The organism is Flaviaestuariibacter flavus (genome assembly GCF_004337505.1).
Taxonomy (GTDB): Bacteria; Bacteroidota; Bacteroidia; order Chitinophagales; family Chitinophagaceae; genus Flavisolibacter; species Flavisolibacter flavus.
This window is the reverse complement of record NZ_SJZI01000008.1, coordinates 475,599-492,892: the sequence shown is the minus strand read 5'-3', so window position 1 is coordinate 492,892 and position 17,294 is coordinate 475,599. Positions and strand designations below refer to the sequence as shown.

11 protein-coding genes are annotated in these 17,294 nt (G+C 60.1%); 7 read left to right on the top strand and 4 right to left on the bottom strand.

Features of this window, described 5'->3' with window-relative positions; all coding sequences use genetic code 11:
• Positions 1-42: 42 nt before the first annotated feature.
• Both EPD60_RS06285 and EPD60_RS06280 read right to left on the bottom strand, forming a co-directional pair.
• Positions 43-852, bottom strand: a complete 810-nt coding sequence (locus EPD60_RS06285; protein ID WP_131447953.1) for an FkbM family methyltransferase — start codon at positions 850-852, stop codon at positions 43-45.
• Complete coding sequence (locus EPD60_RS06280; RefSeq protein WP_131447951.1) at positions 852-1,424, bottom strand: hypothetical protein; 573 nt, start codon at positions 1,422-1,424, stop codon at positions 852-854. Before EPD60_RS06280 ends, EPD60_RS06285 begins: the two co-directional genes overlap by 1 nt.
• A 99-nt stretch (positions 1,425-1,523) precedes the next feature.
• On the opposite strand from EPD60_RS06280, the gene EPD60_RS06275 reads away from it, so the two are divergent.
• Positions 1,524-2,567, top strand: coding sequence for an NAD(P)-dependent alcohol dehydrogenase (locus tag EPD60_RS06275; RefSeq protein WP_131447949.1), 1,044 nt, complete (start codon positions 1,524-1,526; stop codon positions 2,565-2,567).
• Positions 2,568-2,762: 195 nt separating this feature from the next.
• On the opposite strand, the gene EPD60_RS06270 is transcribed toward EPD60_RS06275, so the two are convergent.
• The gene (locus EPD60_RS06270; protein WP_131447947.1) at positions 2,763-3,863 is read right to left on the bottom strand and encodes a fatty acid desaturase family protein; all 1,101 of its coding nucleotides are present in this window, start codon (positions 3,861-3,863) and stop codon (positions 2,763-2,765) included.
• A 177-nt stretch (positions 3,864-4,040) separates the two neighbouring features.
• Here EPD60_RS06270 and EPD60_RS06265 point away from each other — a divergent pair, with 177 nt between their 5' ends.
• Positions 4,041-4,616, top strand: a complete 576-nt coding sequence (locus tag EPD60_RS06265) for an RNA polymerase sigma factor (RefSeq protein WP_243647775.1) — start codon at positions 4,041-4,043, stop codon at positions 4,614-4,616.
• A 4-nt stretch (positions 4,617-4,620) separates the two neighbouring features.
• The gene (locus EPD60_RS06260; protein WP_165871433.1) at positions 4,621-6,042 is read left to right on the top strand and encodes a porin family protein; all 1,422 of its coding nucleotides are present in this window, start codon (positions 4,621-4,623) and stop codon (positions 6,040-6,042) included.
• A gap of 189 nt (positions 6,043-6,231) precedes the next feature.
• On the opposite strand, the gene EPD60_RS06255 is transcribed toward EPD60_RS06260, so the two are convergent.
• Entirely contained in the window at positions 6,232-8,874 is a 2,643-nt protein-coding gene (locus EPD60_RS06255; protein WP_243647774.1) for an MGH1-like glycoside hydrolase domain-containing protein, read from the bottom strand.
• Positions 8,875-9,310: 436 nt separating this feature from the next.
• Between EPD60_RS06255 and EPD60_RS06250 the strand changes: the two genes are divergently transcribed.
• From EPD60_RS06250 to galA, 4 genes are read left to right on the top strand one after another with little or no spacing between them, the layout of a single operon-like run.
• Positions 9,311-10,348 carry a LacI family DNA-binding transcriptional regulator gene (locus tag EPD60_RS06250; RefSeq protein WP_131447943.1) on the top strand — a complete coding sequence of 346 codons (1,038 nt, stop codon included), beginning with the start codon at positions 9,311-9,313 and terminating at the stop codon, positions 10,346-10,348.
• A complete protein-coding gene (locus EPD60_RS06245; RefSeq protein ID WP_131447941.1) occupies positions 10,345-11,391 on the top strand; it encodes a glycoside hydrolase family 53 protein in 1,047 nt (348 codons plus the stop codon). The genes EPD60_RS06250 and EPD60_RS06245 overlap by 4 nt, the downstream gene beginning before the upstream one ends.
• A 2-nt stretch (positions 11,392-11,393) precedes the next feature.
• Positions 11,394-13,919, top strand: a complete 2,526-nt coding sequence (locus EPD60_RS06240; protein WP_165871432.1) for a glycoside hydrolase 5 family protein — start codon at positions 11,394-11,396, stop codon at positions 13,917-13,919.
• Positions 13,900-17,283 (top strand): beta-galactosidase GalA, encoded by a 3,384-nt coding sequence (gene galA, locus EPD60_RS06235; RefSeq protein ID WP_131447937.1) that lies wholly within the window; start codon positions 13,900-13,902, stop codon positions 17,281-17,283. The genes EPD60_RS06240 and galA overlap by 20 nt, the downstream gene beginning before the upstream one ends.
• The last annotated feature ends 11 nt before the right edge of the window (positions 17,284-17,294 follow it).

Sequence of the window (17,294 nt, the reverse complement as noted above, 5' to 3'; positions counted from 1 at the left end):
TTTCCGGGAGGCTTTTCTTATGAGTTGCATTAGTGCGATCGGTCAGAAGGTAGCGTGAAAGTCGTACCAGCTTACGGTGTTGAGCGGTGCTTTTTTCTCGTACTGGTAGAAGGCGCGGTAGAATTCGGCTACTTCTTCGTAGGTATGCCAGGAGCCCCTGGTGTCTTCGCCGAAGGGCCCCGTGGATCCGTGCAGGTGCCGGAAGGGAAGGAAGCGCTGGAGGCGCCGCTTGATGCCGTTGCGGAGCACCTGGTACTTCGGGAAATACCAGGTGGCGTCGAGCGCCAGGTTGATGGGGCGGTAACCGTAGCCCTGGTGCAGCATCTTGAATTTCGTATAGCCTTTGTCGCGGAGGATGGTGAGCCATTCGAGCTGTACTGCCTCGCAGGAGACATAGCGCGGCTTGTCGCCCTCCGCATTGATATCGCGCAGCGGGTAATGATCGAAACCTTCGATATCCACCTTCAGGTAATACGGTATGCCGTACTTTTCAAAAAGGCCGGCGGTGCGTACACAGGGCACTTCAATCACTTTGAAAGGGGTGCCGTCGCGGGTGCCGGTAGCCTTGTCGAAGGAGCTCCACTCGCTGTATTTGCCATTGATGTAAAAGGGCAGGATGCCCTCGTGGTCGCCTACGCCCACGTTAAGGATCGTAAGCTGTCCGTCGGCGATGGCCTTTGCAAAGCGTTGCTCTCCTTTGCGGGCGAGGAGGGGGTTGGCTTCCACCGCTACTACGCGGTAGCCCCGCTTCAGGTAGTAGCGGGTGTCTTCACCCTCGTGCATGCCGATGTCGAAAATGAGGTCTTTGTTCATGAAGAATTGCCCGCCGGGCGGGGCAGGCAAGGTAGCCATTATTTCGCGAAGCGCTGCACCAGGTAGTTGATCGCGGCGGCCGCAAGCTGGTACCGGAGCGCATCGTCGTTGTCGGATGCTGCCCGCAGGTATTCGCGCTTTATCTTTTCATTGGCGCGCCGCTCCAGGATCTTCACGGTACAGACTCCTTCACCGGTTTTCATTTTGAAGTCGGCGCGTGGCTCGGGTAAATAGGCCATGCTGTTAGCGGTGGTGGTCACGGCGTTGTTGCTCTGTTTCGTTGCCGGCTGCTGCAGATACCGAAGGCGTGCTTCCGAAGGGGGCGGGGCCTCCAGGTGAGCAAACCTTACATCGAAATCCACATCGACGAGGTAGTCGGCATAGAAGCCGGTTGGCGAATCGTCTTCCGTGCTGCGGCAGAAACGAATGCCGGGATTCCGGTTAAGCCGGTTGAGCTGGCCCACGAGGGAGTCGATGGTGAAATCCGGGAAAAACGAGCGCTTTGCCGAACGGATCGCAACGGTACGGGGCGCGCCTGCTCCTGGCTGCGCCGGCTCCTGTGCATGCAGGCAGAGGGGAAGCAGCAGGAGAAATGCGAACAGGTTTTTCATGGAAGGCTTTATCCAAATATACCAAAATCGGGAGGCAAGCTGCTCTACCATTACTGCATCTGGCCCTTGCTTATTTTGGCGCCACAAAACAAGCAACACATGTCAATTACAAAAGCATACGCCGCTTACGACGCGGCCTCGCCGCTCCGCGACTTTGAGCTGGAACGCCGCGCGCCCGGTCCGCACGACGTACAGATCGAGATCCTTTATTGCGGGGTGTGTCACTCGGATATTCACCAGGTACGCAACGAATGGGGCGGCTCCATTTACCCGATGGTGCCCGGCCACGAGATCGTTGGGCGCGTGACCGCAGTGGGCGCACACGTAAAGAAATTCAAGGTGGGCGACCTCGCCGGCGTCGGCTGTCTCGTCGACTCCTGCCGCGAATGCCCCAAGTGCCGGGAAGGCCTCGAGCAGTATTGCGAAAACGGTTCGGTGGGCACCTACAATGCTTACGAGCGCGACGGCAAGACCGTTACCTATGGCGGCTACTCGAAGCAGATTGTGACAACGGAAGATTTTGTGCTGAAGGTTTCCGAAAAGCTGGACCTCAAAGCCGTGGCGCCGCTGCTCTGCGCCGGCGTTACCACCTGGTCGCCGCTGCGTCACTGGAAGGTGGGCAAGGGCCATAAGGTGGGCGTGCTCGGCCTGGGCGGACTTGGTCACATGGCCGTGAAGTTTGCCGCCTCCTTCGGCGCCGAAGTAACGATGCTGAGTCACTCGCCCTCCAAGGAGGCGGACGCAAAGCGGCTCGGTGCGCACCGCTTTGCCCTCACCAGCAATCCCGATATCCTCAGCCAGCTTACCGGTTATTTTGATTTCATCATCAACACCGTATCGGCGCCGCACGACTACGGCACCTACCTCAACCTGCTCAACACCAATGGCGTGATGATCTGCGTGGGTGCGCCCCCGGAACCCGCGCAGGTGGCCGTGTTCAGCCTCATCATGCAGCGCCGTTCCATTGCCGGCTCGCTGATCGGCGGTATCCCCGAAACGCAGGAGATGCTCGACTACTGCGCCGAGCACGACATCGTTGCCGACGTGGAGCTGATCGATATCCGGGACATCAACAACGCGTATGAGCGCATGATGCGTGGCGATGTGAAGTACCGGTTCGTAATCGACCTGGCGACGTTGTAGACCTCACCCCCGGCCCCTCTCCGGAAGGAGAGGGGTGACTCCCGGGAATATTTCCTACTGTTTCAAACAGCTTGCTGTTTGATCCTAATAACAAAGAGCGGATGCTTCTAGCATCCGCTCTTCATTTCGATATTCCTTGTTCGCTATTCGATATTCAACTCCCCTCTCCGTCCCGGAGAGGGGCCGGGGGTGAGGTCAAGCCCTTTCCAGCCTCTCTTCCTCCAGCTCCGGCTTCCGTCCCAGCTCGCGCATGGTGCGGCGATGGCTCCGGATGGCTTCGCCGAGGGTGTCGAAGCAGTGGTAGGGGAGGCCATGCTTTTCGCATTCACGGCGTACGATGCGGCTCAGGGCCGGGTAGTGCACGTGCGCGATCCTCGGGAAAAGATGATGCTCCACCTGGAAGTTGAGCCCGCCGACATACCAGGAAAGTACCCGGTTATGCGTGGCGAAATTGGCCGTGGTGCGCACCTGGTGGGCCGCCCACTCCATTTCGATATTGGTGCCGCTCAGACCCGCCGGGTTGAATTCGGGGCCTTCCACGGCATGCGCCAGCTGGAATACCCAGGAGATCACGATGCCCGTAGTGAGGAAGGTGACCGTTAGCCCGGTAAGCCAGGGCAGCGGGCCGAGCACCCAGATCGGGATCACGATCCACACGGCGATGTTGAAAACCTTACTGGCCCAGAAAACAAGGTGTTCCTTCGTGCTCATGGGCGGCAGCGGGTTGTTGTTGACGCGCTTGCGGAAATATTTCAGGAAGTCGGTGACCCAGATCCAGCTGAACAGGCTGAGCCCGTAGGCCAGCGACAGGTAGCGGTGCTGGTAGCGGTGCACGGGGCGCCACTCCTGCGAAGGACTCTGGCGCAGCAGTTTCGTTTGGGCGATATCGTCATCGATCCCTTCCACATTGGTATAGGTATGATGCAGGATATTGTGTTTCTGCTTCCAGAAAAAGGCATTCCCCCCGATCAGGTTGAGGGAGAGCCCGAGCAGGTTGTTGAGCCACTTTTTCTGTGAAAAGGCGCCGTGGTTGGCGTCGTGCATGATGTTGAAACCGATGGAGGCCAGCACGAGGCCAAGGAGCATGCACCCGGCGATGCCGGCAGCCGCGGGCGGCTTGCCGAAAAGCAGGAACAGGTAAATGGCCGGGGCCAGGGGCAGCAGCACGAGTGCCTTGGTGAACAGGCGCCAGTCGCCGGTGCGGCGCAGGGCGCGCTCCCGGAAGTAAGCGTCTACCGAGCGTTTGAGCGATTGATGGAAGGGTGCGTGAGCGTTGTCGAAGCGAACGTTTGCCATTGAGAGCGGATGGATTGGAGGCCGGAAGGTCGGCAAAAACCGCCGCCCCGCCAACCGCTGCGCTTCAGCTTTGGGAAAACCTTCCCAACCGCAACCCCCAGAACCTTGTTTTAAGAGGCAACCATTTTTCTCAAAGGCCGTATTTTACTCCCGGAACCGCCACATTCCAGCCCGAATTTGGAACTGCAACTGACCATAGAACGCTGCATCCGGCAGGATCATCGAGAGCAACGCGCCCTTTATGAGCACTTTTACGGATATTGCCTGAAGACCGTCTTCCGGTATGTTTATCATTATGATAACGCGGTGGACGTGGTCAACGACGGCTTCGTGAAGGTTTTTCGCAACCTCGAAAAGTTCCGGCAGCCGCCGGGTGTCAACCTCGAGATGATCTTTATGGGCTGGATGAAGACGATCATGGTGAATACGGCGATCGATTTCCTGCGGCGCAATTCCTTTCTGCAGGAGGTGGGAGCGCTGTCCGATTCGGTATGGGAAGAGGCCGCGCCGGGTGTTTCATCCGACAACGCCTTGCTGTATAAGGAGCTGATCACCGAGGTGCGCAAGCTGCCCCCGGCCTACCGGACGGTGTTCAACATGTACGTGATCGACGGTTTCAGCCACCAGGAGATCGCCGACCAGCTCGGGATCGCGGTGGGAACCTCCAAGTCAAACCTCGCCAAGGCCCGTATGAGCCTGCAGCGGATCATTAAAAAAAGTGAGCCCGAACAGGGATATGCAATATCAAAATGACGATATGGACGATTTGTGGCGGAAGGCTGCCGATGAGTACCCCCTGAATACGGGCGGGGCTGATTGGAACAAGCTGGCCGCCCGGATGGGAATCCCGCCGGAGCCCGCCCGGGGCAAGGACCGCCGCTACCTGCTCCTCCTGCTCCTGCTGCTCCTTCCCTGGATGTGCATCGAGTACCGGCGCCAGCAGGGCGAAGAGGTCGCCCGCGTCGCCGGGGGGCAGCCCCCGTCATCAGCTGCCACACCGGGTGCCGCTGCAGTTGCCACAGGCGGTCGCGCTCCGGCCACAGTGCCTTTCACCAAGCCGGCCACGGCGCATGGTCCGGAAGCACCCGGCGCGCCGGCAGCGGATGCCGTTCCCGCAACCGAAAGCACCAGGATGCCGGCGCCCGCTTCGACTACTGCTACGTCAACAAGCCGGGACAACCTGTCCCGGGAGCACCTGCAGCCTGCCGTTGATCCCGTAATGCTACGGGATAGCCGAGTCGCTGCCGGCGAGAGCATACCGAAGCTGCGCACGGCAACGGCGCCCGTCAAATCCTTCGCCCGAAGGAAGAATGCGCCCGGTGCCGCAACCGTTATGACGGAGCGCCGGCGGGATCATTCGAATAAAGACGACCGCACCGAAGCGCCAGTAGCGGAGCCCACGTCCTTGACCCCGGCGAACCCTCCCACTCCCGCAAAGCCCGCGGAGGTACCTGGGGATCCGGCACCGGGAAGTATCCTGCGCGATACATCATCGAAGGGCTCCCTTGCAGTAAGCCGCCCGGACACGACCGGGGAGCCGCCCGTTGCCGCGGAGCAGGCAAGGAAGAAGCCCCAGGCAGCACGGACCCGCCGTCTCTACATCGGCCTGATGGCCGGCGCGGGCGTAACAAGTGTGGAGGGGCAAAAAGTACAGCGCATGGGCAAAGACCTGGGACTTGTTGCCGGTTATGCCGCCGGTCGCCACTGGGCATTCGAAGCCGGCCTGCTCTGGAGCCGCAAGCACTATTACAGCAGCGGCGAGTACGTGAAAGGCGATATCTATACGCCCCGTTACTATACACTGGAAGATGTTACCGGCGACTGCCGCATGATCGAGATCCCGGTGGCGGTGCAATATCACTTTGGCCATGGCGGCCGCGGCAACTGGTTTGCGTCGGCAGGCATTTCCAGCTACCTGATGAAGCGCGAGGATTATTCCTACCTGTATAAGAATACGCAGTATAATACCGAATACCCGGTGGATTATTCTTACCTAAATGCCACGCGCGACTGGGCCGCGCAGCTGCAGCTCAGTGCCGGCTACCGGCTCCGCCTGCCCCGCAGCTTACAGGTGCGCGTAGAGCCCTATGTGCAGTTGCCGCTCAAAGGCGCGGGCTGGGGTAAGCTGCCGCTTACGAGTGCAGGTCTTCGTCTTGCCCTCACCCGTTCGCTGTTTTAAAAAAATAAATGCGTAACCGAGGCCGCCTGATGGGTGGCCTTTTTTAGCTCGCGCTGCACTTCATAACCAGGATGGCCAGCAGCGCCGCCACAATCAGCACAAGGGAGAACCTATAGACCGGCCGGTTGTAGCTCCGTCCATATTTATCCTTTTTCATAAACGGTTTTTGGGTGGATGAAGGTAGTCGATTCAGGTGAGCTGTCCCTCCGGGTTGATCGCATAGCCCGCCGCCGCAGCACCGGAGGCCGTGCCGGCGGCTTCCTTGATCAGCTCGGCAACCAGCGCCGTCCAGCCTGTCTGGTGACTGGCGCCCAGGCCGCAGCCGCTGTCGCCATGAAAATATTCATAGAAAAGTAACAGTTGCCGGTTGGAGGGTTTCTGGTAAAACGCGTTGTAGCTGCCATAGGCGGGGCGCTCGTCGTCGGCATTGCGTGCGAAAAGGCTGATCACCCGCCCTGTGAGGGCGTCGGCCACGGCGCACAGGTTCATGCGCGTGCCGGAGCCGGCTGGGTATTCCACCTGCAGGCTGTCGCCATAAAAGCGGCCATAGCGGCGAAGCGACTTGATCAGCAGGTAATTGATCGGGATCCACACCGGGCCGCGCCAGTTGGAATTACCGCCGAAAATGTCGGAAGTGCTGTCGCCGGGGTCGTAGGCGATGCTGTACTCCGTGCCGTCGATGCTCACCGAGTAGGGGTGCTGCTCATGGTCTTTCGACAGCGCGCGGATGCCGCCGGGTGAAAGAAATTCGGCTTCGTCGAGGAGGCGCTCCAGCAGGTATACAAGCCGTTCTTTTTTTACCAGTGAAAGCAGGATCTCCTGCTGGTCGCCGCGTTCTTCGTTGGGCCAGAACTTATTGTATTTCCTCCGGTAGCGCTCAAACCATTCGGTACGGCGGCAGAAGTCGGGAAGGGCTTCCAGCTTGTGGCGGCCGATGGTGCTCACGGCAAACAGCGAGGTCAGTCCCACGATCGATTTGATCCGCAGGGGCATCGGCTCCTGGCCGGGAATGGAAAGCACATCGTAGAAGAAGCGGTCTTCCTTGTTCCAGAGGTGATGTTCGTTGAGCGATTCGGCGATGAGCACGAAATGCTCGAAGAACCTGGTGGCTGTGTCTTCAAAAGAAGGATCGTGCAGCGCGATCTCGAGCGCCATGTCCATCATACTGAGTGCATAGGTACCCATCCAGCTGGTGCCGTCGGCCTGCTCGAGGCGCATATGCTCGCCGTAAAACGAGCGGTTGAAAACACCGATATTGTCCAGGCCCAGGAAGCCGCCCTCGAAGATATTGTTGCCATTGCGGTCCTTGCGGTTCGTCCACCAGGTGAAGTTGATCAGCAGCTTCTGGAAGATCTTTTTCAGGAACAGGATGTCGCCGGTTCCCTTCTGTACTTTTTCGATGCGGTAAACCTCCATCGCAGCCCAGGCATGCACCGGGGGATTCACGTCGCTGAAGTTCCACTCGTAGGCGGGCAGCTGGCCGTCGGGTTTCATATACCATTCGCGCATGATCAGCAGCAGCTGCTGCTTGGCGAAGGCGGCGTCTACCGCGGCAAAGGCGATGCATTGGAAAGCGAGGTCCCAGGCCGCATACCAGGGATACTCCCACTTATCCGGCATGGCGATGATATCCTTGTTCTTCAGGTGCTGCCAGTCGTGGTTGCGCCCCTGCGCCCGCTGCGGCGCCAGCGGCGTCACACCGTCGGAGCGCTGCAGCCACTTCTCCACGTCGAAGTTGTAAAACTGTTTGCTCCACAGCAGGCCTGCGATCGCCTGCCGGTAGATATTGCGCAGGTCGGCACGGGTGCCGGCGGGCAGCAGCCCTTCGTACCAGGCGTCGGCAGCCTGCTTGCGCGCCGCAAACACTTCGGTGAAACCATCCGGAAAGGGGTGGTCGAGCTCGGTGGCGCTGATCCGTATAAATACGGATTGCGTGCCGCGCGCCGGCACGCGCAGCCGGTGCAGCGCGCCCATTTTGGTGCCCGTGCCGCGCTCGCGCAGCAGGCGGGTTTCGCCGCTGATGACGGCGTCATGAAACGCGTCTTTGGTAAAGAGCTCCGAGTCGGTCTCACCCCGGAGGCGGGCCAGGTTGCTGCGGTTGTCGGTAAAGAGCAGCTCCGCCCCGGGCGCGCAGTAGAAATACCAGGGGCCGATCCGCTCGTGGAAGGCACGGGCCGCGCCGGCGCCCTGCGCGGTGATGACCGGCGTCTGGGCCTTCCCATGGGCCAGCTGCGAAAACCAGAGTGTCGGCAAAACCGTAATGTCGGCGGCACGCGGAGCGCGGTTGCAGACGTCGATGCGTACAAACACCTCGTCGCCCTCGCCGCGCGCATAGGTCACCTGCACGTCGAAGTAGCGATCGTTGTCGAAGAGGCCGGTGTCGAGCAATTCGTATTCCGGCTCGCGGCGCCCGCGGGCAGCGTTCTCGGTCTTGAGCTGCGCGTAGGGAAATTCCGCCTGCGGGTATTGATAAAGAAACTCCATGTAGGAGTGGTCGGGCACGTTGTCGAGGTAATAGTAAAGTTCTTTTACATCCTCGCCATGATTGCCCTCGTAGTTGTGCAGGCCGTAAAGGCGCTCTTTCAGGATAGGGTCCTTGCCATTCCAGAGGGCGACGCCGAAGCACAGCAGCCCGAGGCGGTCGGAGATACCGGCCAGCCCGTCCTCACCCCAGAGGTAAGCACGGTAATGCGATTGCTCAAAGGGGAAATATTCCCAGGCATTGCCATCCGGGCTATAGTCTTCGCGCACGGTGCCCCACTGGCGTTCGCTCAGGTAAGGCCCCCAGAAGGGATGATTGTATTCGGCGGGGTTGGGCACAGCATTGCTCATACGAGAGATCGTTTTAAGGGTATAGCAATGCAAGCGTTGATGAATAAAGATACGAAGCAGGCAGATCTGTGTACCAAGTACACAAGAACCGGGCCTGAACGTGAATCGGCAATCGTGAATCGAGAATCCGCGATGCGCGGTAGGGCGCTTGGCGTCGCTTGGCACGACGGCCTTCGGCCGGCATTGCGAGCGTAGCGAAGCAAACTCCCAGACCTGAAGATTGACCGCAACCCGAGCGTCTTTCACTTCGCAACTTACTCTGGCTACGACTACCTTGCGTAAATCAGGAGCTTGCTTCGCTGCGCTCGCAATGACGCTGCGCGTCGCTTCGCACGCAGGCGCCAACGCTGGCAGCTTAACCACGCATGCCGCCCCCCGAAAAACTTTTTTCTCCCTGCGGCCGTTCTCCCCTTACATTTATGCAATCGATTGCACATTGCCCCGTCGTGCTACCATACAAGACATTGCCCGAAGCCTGCAGGTGAATGCGGCCACCGTTTCGCGGGCGCTCAACAACCATCCCGCCATTTCGGCGGCTACCAAAGACGCGGTGCACCGCGCGGCGCGCGCGCTCCACTACCAGCCCAACCGCGTGGCGTCTTCGCTGCGCCTGGGCAAAACCCGAATCCTGGGCGTCATGATCCCGAGCGCGGAGATCAACTTCTTCGGCTCCGTGGTACACGGCATCGAAAAGGTGGCCAGCGAGCAGGACTATAATATCATCATCTATCAGAGCAACGAGTCGGAAGACTGGGAGCGGCGCGGGGTGCAGACCTTTCTCCGTTCGCAGGTAGACGGTGTGCTGGTGTCGGTGGCCAAGGGCACCACCGATCCGGCGCACTGGCTTGCCCTTCAAAAGCAACGTATTCCGCTTGTCCTGTTCGACCGTGTGAACGCGACGCTGCCGGTTCCCTCGGTTTCCATCGACGATCGCAAGGGCGCCTTCCTGGCTACGGGTCACCTGGCAGTGCAGGGTTACCGGCGCATCGCCTTTATCGGGGGGCAGGCGCACGTGCCCATCTGGGCAGCCCGCCTCCAGGGCTACCGCGAGGCGCTCCTCCACCACGGCCTTCCTTTCGACCCGGCGCTGGTGGTGCATGGCGATGTTTCGGTTGACAGCGGCGCCGCCTGCATGGAAGCGCTCCTCGAACTGAAAAAGCGGCCCGATGCCGTTTGCTGTGTGGAGGACTTCACGGCCCTCGGAGCCCTCCAGGCGCTGCGCGCGCGCGGCATCGCCGTGCCGGATGAAATGGGCGTGGTAGGCTTTGCCAACGAGGCTTTTGGCGCCTTTATCACGCCCTCGCTCACTACCGTAGACCAGCAAACGGTGCGGATGGGAGAGGAGGCGGCGCGCCTGTTCTTCGCGCTCTCCGGGCGGGAAAGCTTTTATTCCGGCAAGCCGAAGCGCCTTGTACTGGAGCCGACGCTTGTTGTCCGCGACTCGTCACAAAAAAACCTAACCGGTAAGAAATGAAACGACTAGCCTGGTTCGTCTTTGCCCTGCTTGCGGCCTGCAGCAAAAGCGGCAACTCCGGAAATACATCCGTGGCGCCGGCGCCGCCGGTTGTTCCGGCGCCTGTCAACGATACTCCTTTTGCCAGGGGAGCCGATGTAAGCTGGATCTCCGAAATGCTGGCGGCCGGACGCCAGTTCCGCGACTCTGCGGGTGCTGCCCGCGAAGGCATGGAGCTCCTGAAAAGCCTTGGTATGAATGCGATTCGTCTCCGCGTGTGGGTGAACCCGGCCGGCGGATGGAACGGAAAGAACGATGTGCTGGCCAAGGCGCAGCGCGCGAAGAACCTGGGCTTGCGGATAATGATCGACTTTCACTACAGCGACTCCTGGGCCGACCCGGGGCAGCAGACGGTTCCCGCAGCGTGGGCATCGCTTGATCAGGGCGGGCTCAGGAGCGCCGTCACATCACATACCGTAGAAATACTGGATGCTCTCAAGACTGCCGGCATCACACCCGAATGGGTACAGGTAGGCAATGAGACCAACAACGGGATGCTCTGGCCCACCGGCCGTGCCTCCACCAATATCGCGGGTTTTGCACAGCTGGTCAACGCCGGTTATGATGCTGTAAAAAGCGTTTTTCCGAATACAAAGGTGATCGTTCATCTTTCCAACGGCTGGGATAATTCCCTGTTCCGGTGGCTTTTCGACGGCCTGCGCAGCAACGGCGCGCGCTGGGATGTGATCGGGCTTTCCCTGTATCCCACTACATCCAACTGGGCGTCAATTAACCAGCAGGCGCTCGCCAACATGAACGATCTTATTACCCGTTATAACACGCAGGTAATGGTGGTGGAGGTGGGTATGCCCTGGGACAGCCCTTCCGAATCGCGGGCATTCCTTTCCGACATCATCTTAAAAACCAGGAGTATCCCCGATAAGAAAGGCCTCGGTGTGCTTTACTGGGAGCCACAGGCCTATGGCGGCTGGAACGGCTACACACTCGGCGCATTCGATAACTCCGGGCGTCCTACGGCTGCCCTCCAGGCTTTCAACAACTGATTATGGCAATGATCCGATTTTTCTTTTTACTGCTGCTTGCCGCATCCGCGCTGCCGGCAACAGCCCAGCAAAAAGGCAGTAAAAACCTGGTTTACGTGGATCGGAGCGGCGTACTCCGCTACACTCGCGATGGTAAGGAAGCTGCCTTTTTCGGAGTTAACTACACGGTCCCTTTTGCTTACGGGTATCGCTCGCACAATGCGCTCGGCCGCGATATTGAAAAAGCCATCGATGCCGATGTGGCGCATATGGCGCGACTCGGCCTCGACGCCTTCCGCGTGCACGTGTGGGATGTGGAGATATCCGACTCGGCCGGCAACCTGCTGCAAAACGAGCACCTCCGTCTATTCGACTACCTGTTGCTGCGCCTCAAGGAGCGAAACATAAAAATACTGGTGACCCCGATCGCTTTCTGGGGCAACGGCTATCCGGAACGCGACGGCAAGACGCCTGGCTTTGCCACCAAATACGGCAAGGGACCCAGCGTGGTAAAGGAAGAAGCATTCGTGGCCCAGGAGAATTACCTGCGTCAGTTTCTCCGCCATGTGAATCCGTATACGAAGCAGCGCTACATCGACGACCCGGATGTGATCGCCCTCGAGATCAACAACGAGCCCCACCACAGCGGCCCGCGCGAACGCACCACCGAATACGTCAACCGGATGGCCGCCGCGGTGCGGGGCACCGGCTGGACAAAGCCTGTATTTTATAATATCAGCGAGTCGCCTTCCTATGCAGGTGCCGTGCTGGCCGCCCACGTGGATGGCCACAGCTTCCAGTGGTATCCTACCGGCCTCGTGGCCAACCACGAGCAAAAGGGTAATTACCTCCCGCATGTCGACCAGTACCGTATTCCGTTCTTCGACTCTTTGCCTGCGCTGAAGAACCGCGCGCTGATGGTTTATGAATTCGATGCCGGCGATGTCTACCAGTCGAACATGTACCCGGCAATGGCGCGCTCTTTCCGCACCGCCGGCTTCCAGTGGGCAACGCAGTTTGCGTATGACCCGCTTGCCACCGCCTCTGCCAACACCGAATACCAGACGCATTTTCTCAACCTTGTTTATACTCCGTCCAAGGCGGTTTCGCTGCTCATTGCTTCGAAGGCTTTCCACCGCCTGCCGCGCGGGAAAAGCTATGGCGTCTTCCCGGTGGATACGCTCTTCGATGTTTTCCGCGTCCGTGTGAACGACGGGAGCGAAATGAACAGCGAGGAGGAATTCTATTACTCCACCACCACTACAACCGCACCGCGCAATGCGGCGCGCCTGCAGCATATTGCGGGTGTCGGCTCTTCGCCCGTTGTCGGCTATGATGGCAGCGGTGCCTATTTTCTCGATAAGACCGGGGAGGGACGCTGGCGGCTCGAGGTATATCCCGATGCGCAGCGGCTGCGCGACCCCTTCGGGAAGGCGTCGCCTTCGCGCGAGGCCGTGCGCGTGGCCTTTGCCGCCAACCGGATGACGCTGCGGCTGCCCGGGCTCGCGGCCGGCTTTCGCCTCGCGGGCCTCGATAGTGCCAACCGCGGCGTGACCATCACGGACCAGGACGGGTTCCTGGTAAAGCCGGGCATCTATGAGATCGGTGCCGCGCCGGTGGCTTCCGCCAAAGTTCCTTTTTATGTACCGGCGCCCTATTCCGGCGCGCCCTATATCCTTCACACGCCTGCTTCCGAAGTCATTGCCGGTAAGCCCTTCACGATCCGCGTTCAGTCGGGCGGCCTTAGCGAGGCGGCCCGGGTTTCGGCGGAGCTGCGCCATTCGCTCAACAAGTGGAAAACGATACAGCTGCAACGGCGCGGCGACGGCTGGTGGGAAGGCGTCGTGCCTTCCGAAATGCTGGAAGCCGGCCTGCTGGAATACCGCATCCTCGTGCAGCAGGGCGATGAGTGGCTTGTGTATCCCGCCGGCATCAAGGGGTATCCTTATGCGTGGGATTATGTGAACGAAGACCGTTACGCGGTGCGGGTGCTGCCGCCCGGCGCACCGCTCGTGCTTTTCGATGCCGCGCGCGACCGCGACCGGCTGACGCCCTGGATCAGCGACTGGCGGAATTCCTCGATCGGCTACACCTATGCCCCGGGCGGCGATGCACTGCTGCTGCGCGCCACGATGAATGAAGTCAAAGCGGGGAGCACCGTGGGCTGGCAGGTATCCTGCGGCGACCGCATGAATGCCCTTGATCCCGGTGATTCTCTTAACGCGTCAATTGCGGTGCTGGCACGTTCGGAAGGGACCGCGAACCTGCGGGTAGCCATCGTGGATATATGGGGGCGGAGCTTTGTTGCGCGGATCCCGGTGGGAACCAAATATTCCGAGCAGCGCTTCCCGCTCGGCTATTTCCGGCCAGAGGAAACCCTGCTGCTGCCGCGTCCCTACCCGGGATTCCAGCCCCTTTGGTTCCGCTCGGCAGCGGCAGCGCAACTGCGTCCGGAGCATATCGACAAGATTCAATTTTCATTTGAAAGCGTGGCGGCAAGTCCCACGCCCCTAACCGTAGAAGTACAATATGCGCGTTTATACCGGTAAATCCATTTTCTGCCGTCTCGCAGCGGTGCTGCTGCTACCTGCCTTTTGCCAGGCACAGCGGCAGAAAACGCTTCTCGACGAAGACTGGCGTTTCGCCTTCGGTCATGCAGGCGACCCGGCAAAAGACTTCAACTACGGTATCCCGGCGCTGTTTGCCAAGTCGGGTAAAACCGAAGGCACACCGCTCGATGCCCGGTTCAATGACAGCGCCTGGCGCCGGCTTTCGCTGCCGCACGATTGGGCCGTGGAGTTGCCTTTTGTCAACGTCAATAATTTCGATGTGCAGTCGCACGGCTACAAGCCCGTAAGTGGCCTCTTCCCCGAGACAAGCATCGGCTGGTACCGAAAGAATTTCGTGGTGCCGCGGAGCGATTCTGGTGCCCGATACGAGTTGCAGTTCGATGGCGTTTTCCGCAACGTGCAGTTCTGGGTCAACGGCTTTTACCTGGGCCGCAACGAAAGTGGCTACCTCGGGGTGCAATACGACGTGACCGACTACCTGCACTACGACCGGCCCAATACCATCACGGTGCGGGTGGATGCCACCCAATACGAAGGCTGGTTTTATGAAGGCGCCGGCATCTACCGCCATGTGTGGCTCAACCGGCACCACAATGTACACCTGCCCGCGGACGGTCTTTTTGCCCGTGGCTCGGTGTCGGGAAGCGATGCAACGCTTTCCGTTGACCTGGAAGTGCGCAACGATGGTTTCACCCCGGAAAAGGTCACGGTAGAAAGCTGGATCACCGACCGGGAAGGCCGCGTGGTGGCCCGCGGTGCGCGGGCGCCGGTTGCTGTCGCACAACGGGACAAGCAAAGTCTGCGGCAGCAACTGGGCGTTAAAAACGTTCATCTCTGGGATGTAGACGACCCGTATTTATACCGTCTCACAACGGTGCTGCGCCAGGGTGTCCGCACTATCGACAGCAGCACGGTCCGCGCCGGCTTCCGCACGCTCCGCTTCGACGGGCAGCAGGGCTTTTTCCTGAATGGCCGTCACCTGAAGATCAAGGGTACCAATAATCACCCCGATCATGCCGGTGTTGGTACGGCGCTGCCGGACTATATGCATTACTACCGCGTGCGTTTGCTGAAGGAAATGGGCGCCAACGCCTACCGCACGAGCCATGGCGCGCCTAACCCGGAGCTGCTCGATGCCTGCGACAGCCTCGGCATGCTGGTGCTTGATGAGCAACGCCTGCTCAACTCCTCGCCCGAGTACACGGGACAGTTCACGCGGCTTATAAAGAGAGACCGCAACCATCCTTCGGTTTTCCTCTGGTCGATCGGCAACGAGGAAGGCTGGATCCAGACGCAGCCCTCCGGGCGCCGCATCGCGCAAAGCCTGCTGGCCCTGCAAAAACAACTGGATCCTTCCCGCTCCAGCACCTATGCCGCTGACGTGGCCAATGTGTTTGCGGGCGTCAACGAGGTGATCCCGGTGCGTGGATTCAACTACCGGCAGTTCGGCGTGGCCGACTACCACCGCGATCATCCGGCGCAGCCGCTTGTCGGAACCGAGATGGGCAGCACCGTCACCACACGCGGCATCTATGAAAAAGACAGCATCCGCGCTTACCTCCCCGACCAGGACATCACCGCGCCGTGGTGGGCGTCTACCGCCGAAACCTGGTGGACCCTGGCGGCGCAGAACCCCTTCTGGATGGGTGGCTTTATCTGGACCGGCTTCGACTACCGCGGTGAACCAACACCGTATCAATGGCCGAATATCTCCTCGCATTTTGGTGTGATGGACGTATGCGGCTTCCCCAAGAACATTTATTACTACTATAAAAGCTGGTGGAGCAACCAGGATGTGCTGCACCTGTCGCCCCATTGGAACTGGCCCGGCAAGGAAGGGCAAGCCATTGAGGTATGGGTCAACAGCAACGCGGACAACGTGGAGCTGTTCCTGAATGGCCGCAGCCTGGGCAAAAAAGACATGCCGCGCGACCGCCACCTCAACTGGAGTGTGCCCTATGCCGCGGGACGGCTGGAAGCCATCGGCTACCGTTACGGCCGGAAGCTGACAGCGAGGGTGGAAACCAGCGGCCCCGCGCGCGAGATCGTGGTGACGCCTTACAAGACAACCATTCTTGCCGACGGCCGCGATGTGACGGTGATCAATATCAGCGCGGTGGATAGCCTTGGCCGCGAAGTGCCCGATGCACAAAACCTTATCCGCTTCGCGGTGCGCGGAGACGCCCGCATCATCGGCGTGGGCAACGGCGACCCGAGCTCACATGAGCAGGACCGGTACAACGACACGGTAGCCACGCGCCGTCTTTTCAATGGTAAAGCACAAGTGATCGTACAGGGTGGCAAGACGCCTTCCTTTATCGGTTTTCTTGCCACTTCGGATGGCCTCTGGAACGGCGGCACCGATATCATCAGTATCCGCCCCGGGCAGGAGCCGAAAGGGAAGCCCGCGGCCTACGCGCCGCGCCGCGCCTCGGGCCGCATGCTGGGTGCCGATATTTCATTCCTGCCGCAACTCGAAGCGCGGGGTGTTCGCTTCTCCGACAAGGGCAAGGAGCAGGACGCAATCGCCATCCTCAAGGACCATGGCATCAACTACATCCGGCTGCGCCTGTTCAACGATCCCGCGGCCGATAGCGGCTACGCGCCCGGCAAAGGCTGGTGCGACCTGCCGCACACGCTACAGATGGCAAAACGCGCGAAAGCCGCCGGCATGAAGCTGCTGCTGGATTTTCACTACAGCGACTACTGGGCCGACCCGGGAAAGCAATACAAGCCGCGGGCCTGGAAAGGGCTGCCCTTCCCGGCGCTGCGCGATTCCGCCTATGCCTTTACCCGCCGCGCACTGCTGGCGCTGAAGGCGCAGGGAACCGAGCCCGATATGGTGCAGTGCGGCAACGAGATCAACCACGGCATCGTATGGCCCGAAGGAAATGTGCAGCACCTCGACAGCCTCGCACAATTGCTGGTGGCAGCCAACCGCGCGGTGCGCGAAGTATCACCGAGCGCACTGCTGATGCTGCACGTGGCCCTTGGTGGCCAGCAGGATGAGTCGGCTGCGTTTATCGACGCAATGCTGCAGCGGGGTGTACCCTTCGACATCATCGGTGAATCGTACTACCCGAAGTGGCATGGTACCCCCGACGACCTGCGCAACAATATGGGCGCGCTGGCAAAGCGCTTCGGGCGCGATGTGGTAGTAGTGGAATATTCACAGCTTAAGCAGGAGGTGGCCGATATTACGTTCAACCTGCCCGACGGCCGCGGGGTGGGCACCTTCATCTGGGAGCCGCTTAATACCTGGGAGGCCGTGTTCGACCGCAACGGCAAGCCAACGCCTTTCCTGCGGCAATATGATATCATCCGCGATCGCTATCTTAAATAAACAAAACCCAC

Coding starts and splice junctions, on each gene's coding strand:
- EPD60_RS06280 (WP_131447951.1), bottom strand. CDS start 1,424: ATGAAAAACCTGTTCGCATTTCTCCTGCTGCTTCCCCTCTGCCTGCAT.
- EPD60_RS06275 (WP_131447949.1), top strand. CDS start 1,524: ATGTCAATTACAAAAGCATACGCCGCTTACGACGCGGCCTCGCCGCTC.
- EPD60_RS06240 (WP_165871432.1), top strand. CDS start 11,394: ATGGCAATGATCCGATTTTTCTTTTTACTGCTGCTTGCCGCATCCGCG.
- EPD60_RS06270 (WP_131447947.1), bottom strand. CDS start 3,863: ATGGCAAACGTTCGCTTCGACAACGCTCACGCACCCTTCCATCAATCG.
- EPD60_RS06260 (WP_165871433.1), top strand. CDS start 4,621: ATGGACGATTTGTGGCGGAAGGCTGCCGATGAGTACCCCCTGAATACG.
- galA (WP_131447937.1), top strand. CDS start 13,900: ATGCGCGTTTATACCGGTAAATCCATTTTCTGCCGTCTCGCAGCGGTG.
- EPD60_RS06285 (WP_131447953.1), bottom strand. CDS start 852: ATGGCTACCTTGCCTGCCCCGCCCGGCGGGCAATTCTTCATGAACAAA.
- EPD60_RS06255 (WP_243647774.1), bottom strand. CDS start 8,874: ATGAGCAATGCTGTGCCCAACCCCGCCGAATACAATCATCCCTTCTGG.
- EPD60_RS06245 (WP_131447941.1), top strand. CDS start 10,345: ATGAAACGACTAGCCTGGTTCGTCTTTGCCCTGCTTGCGGCCTGCAGC.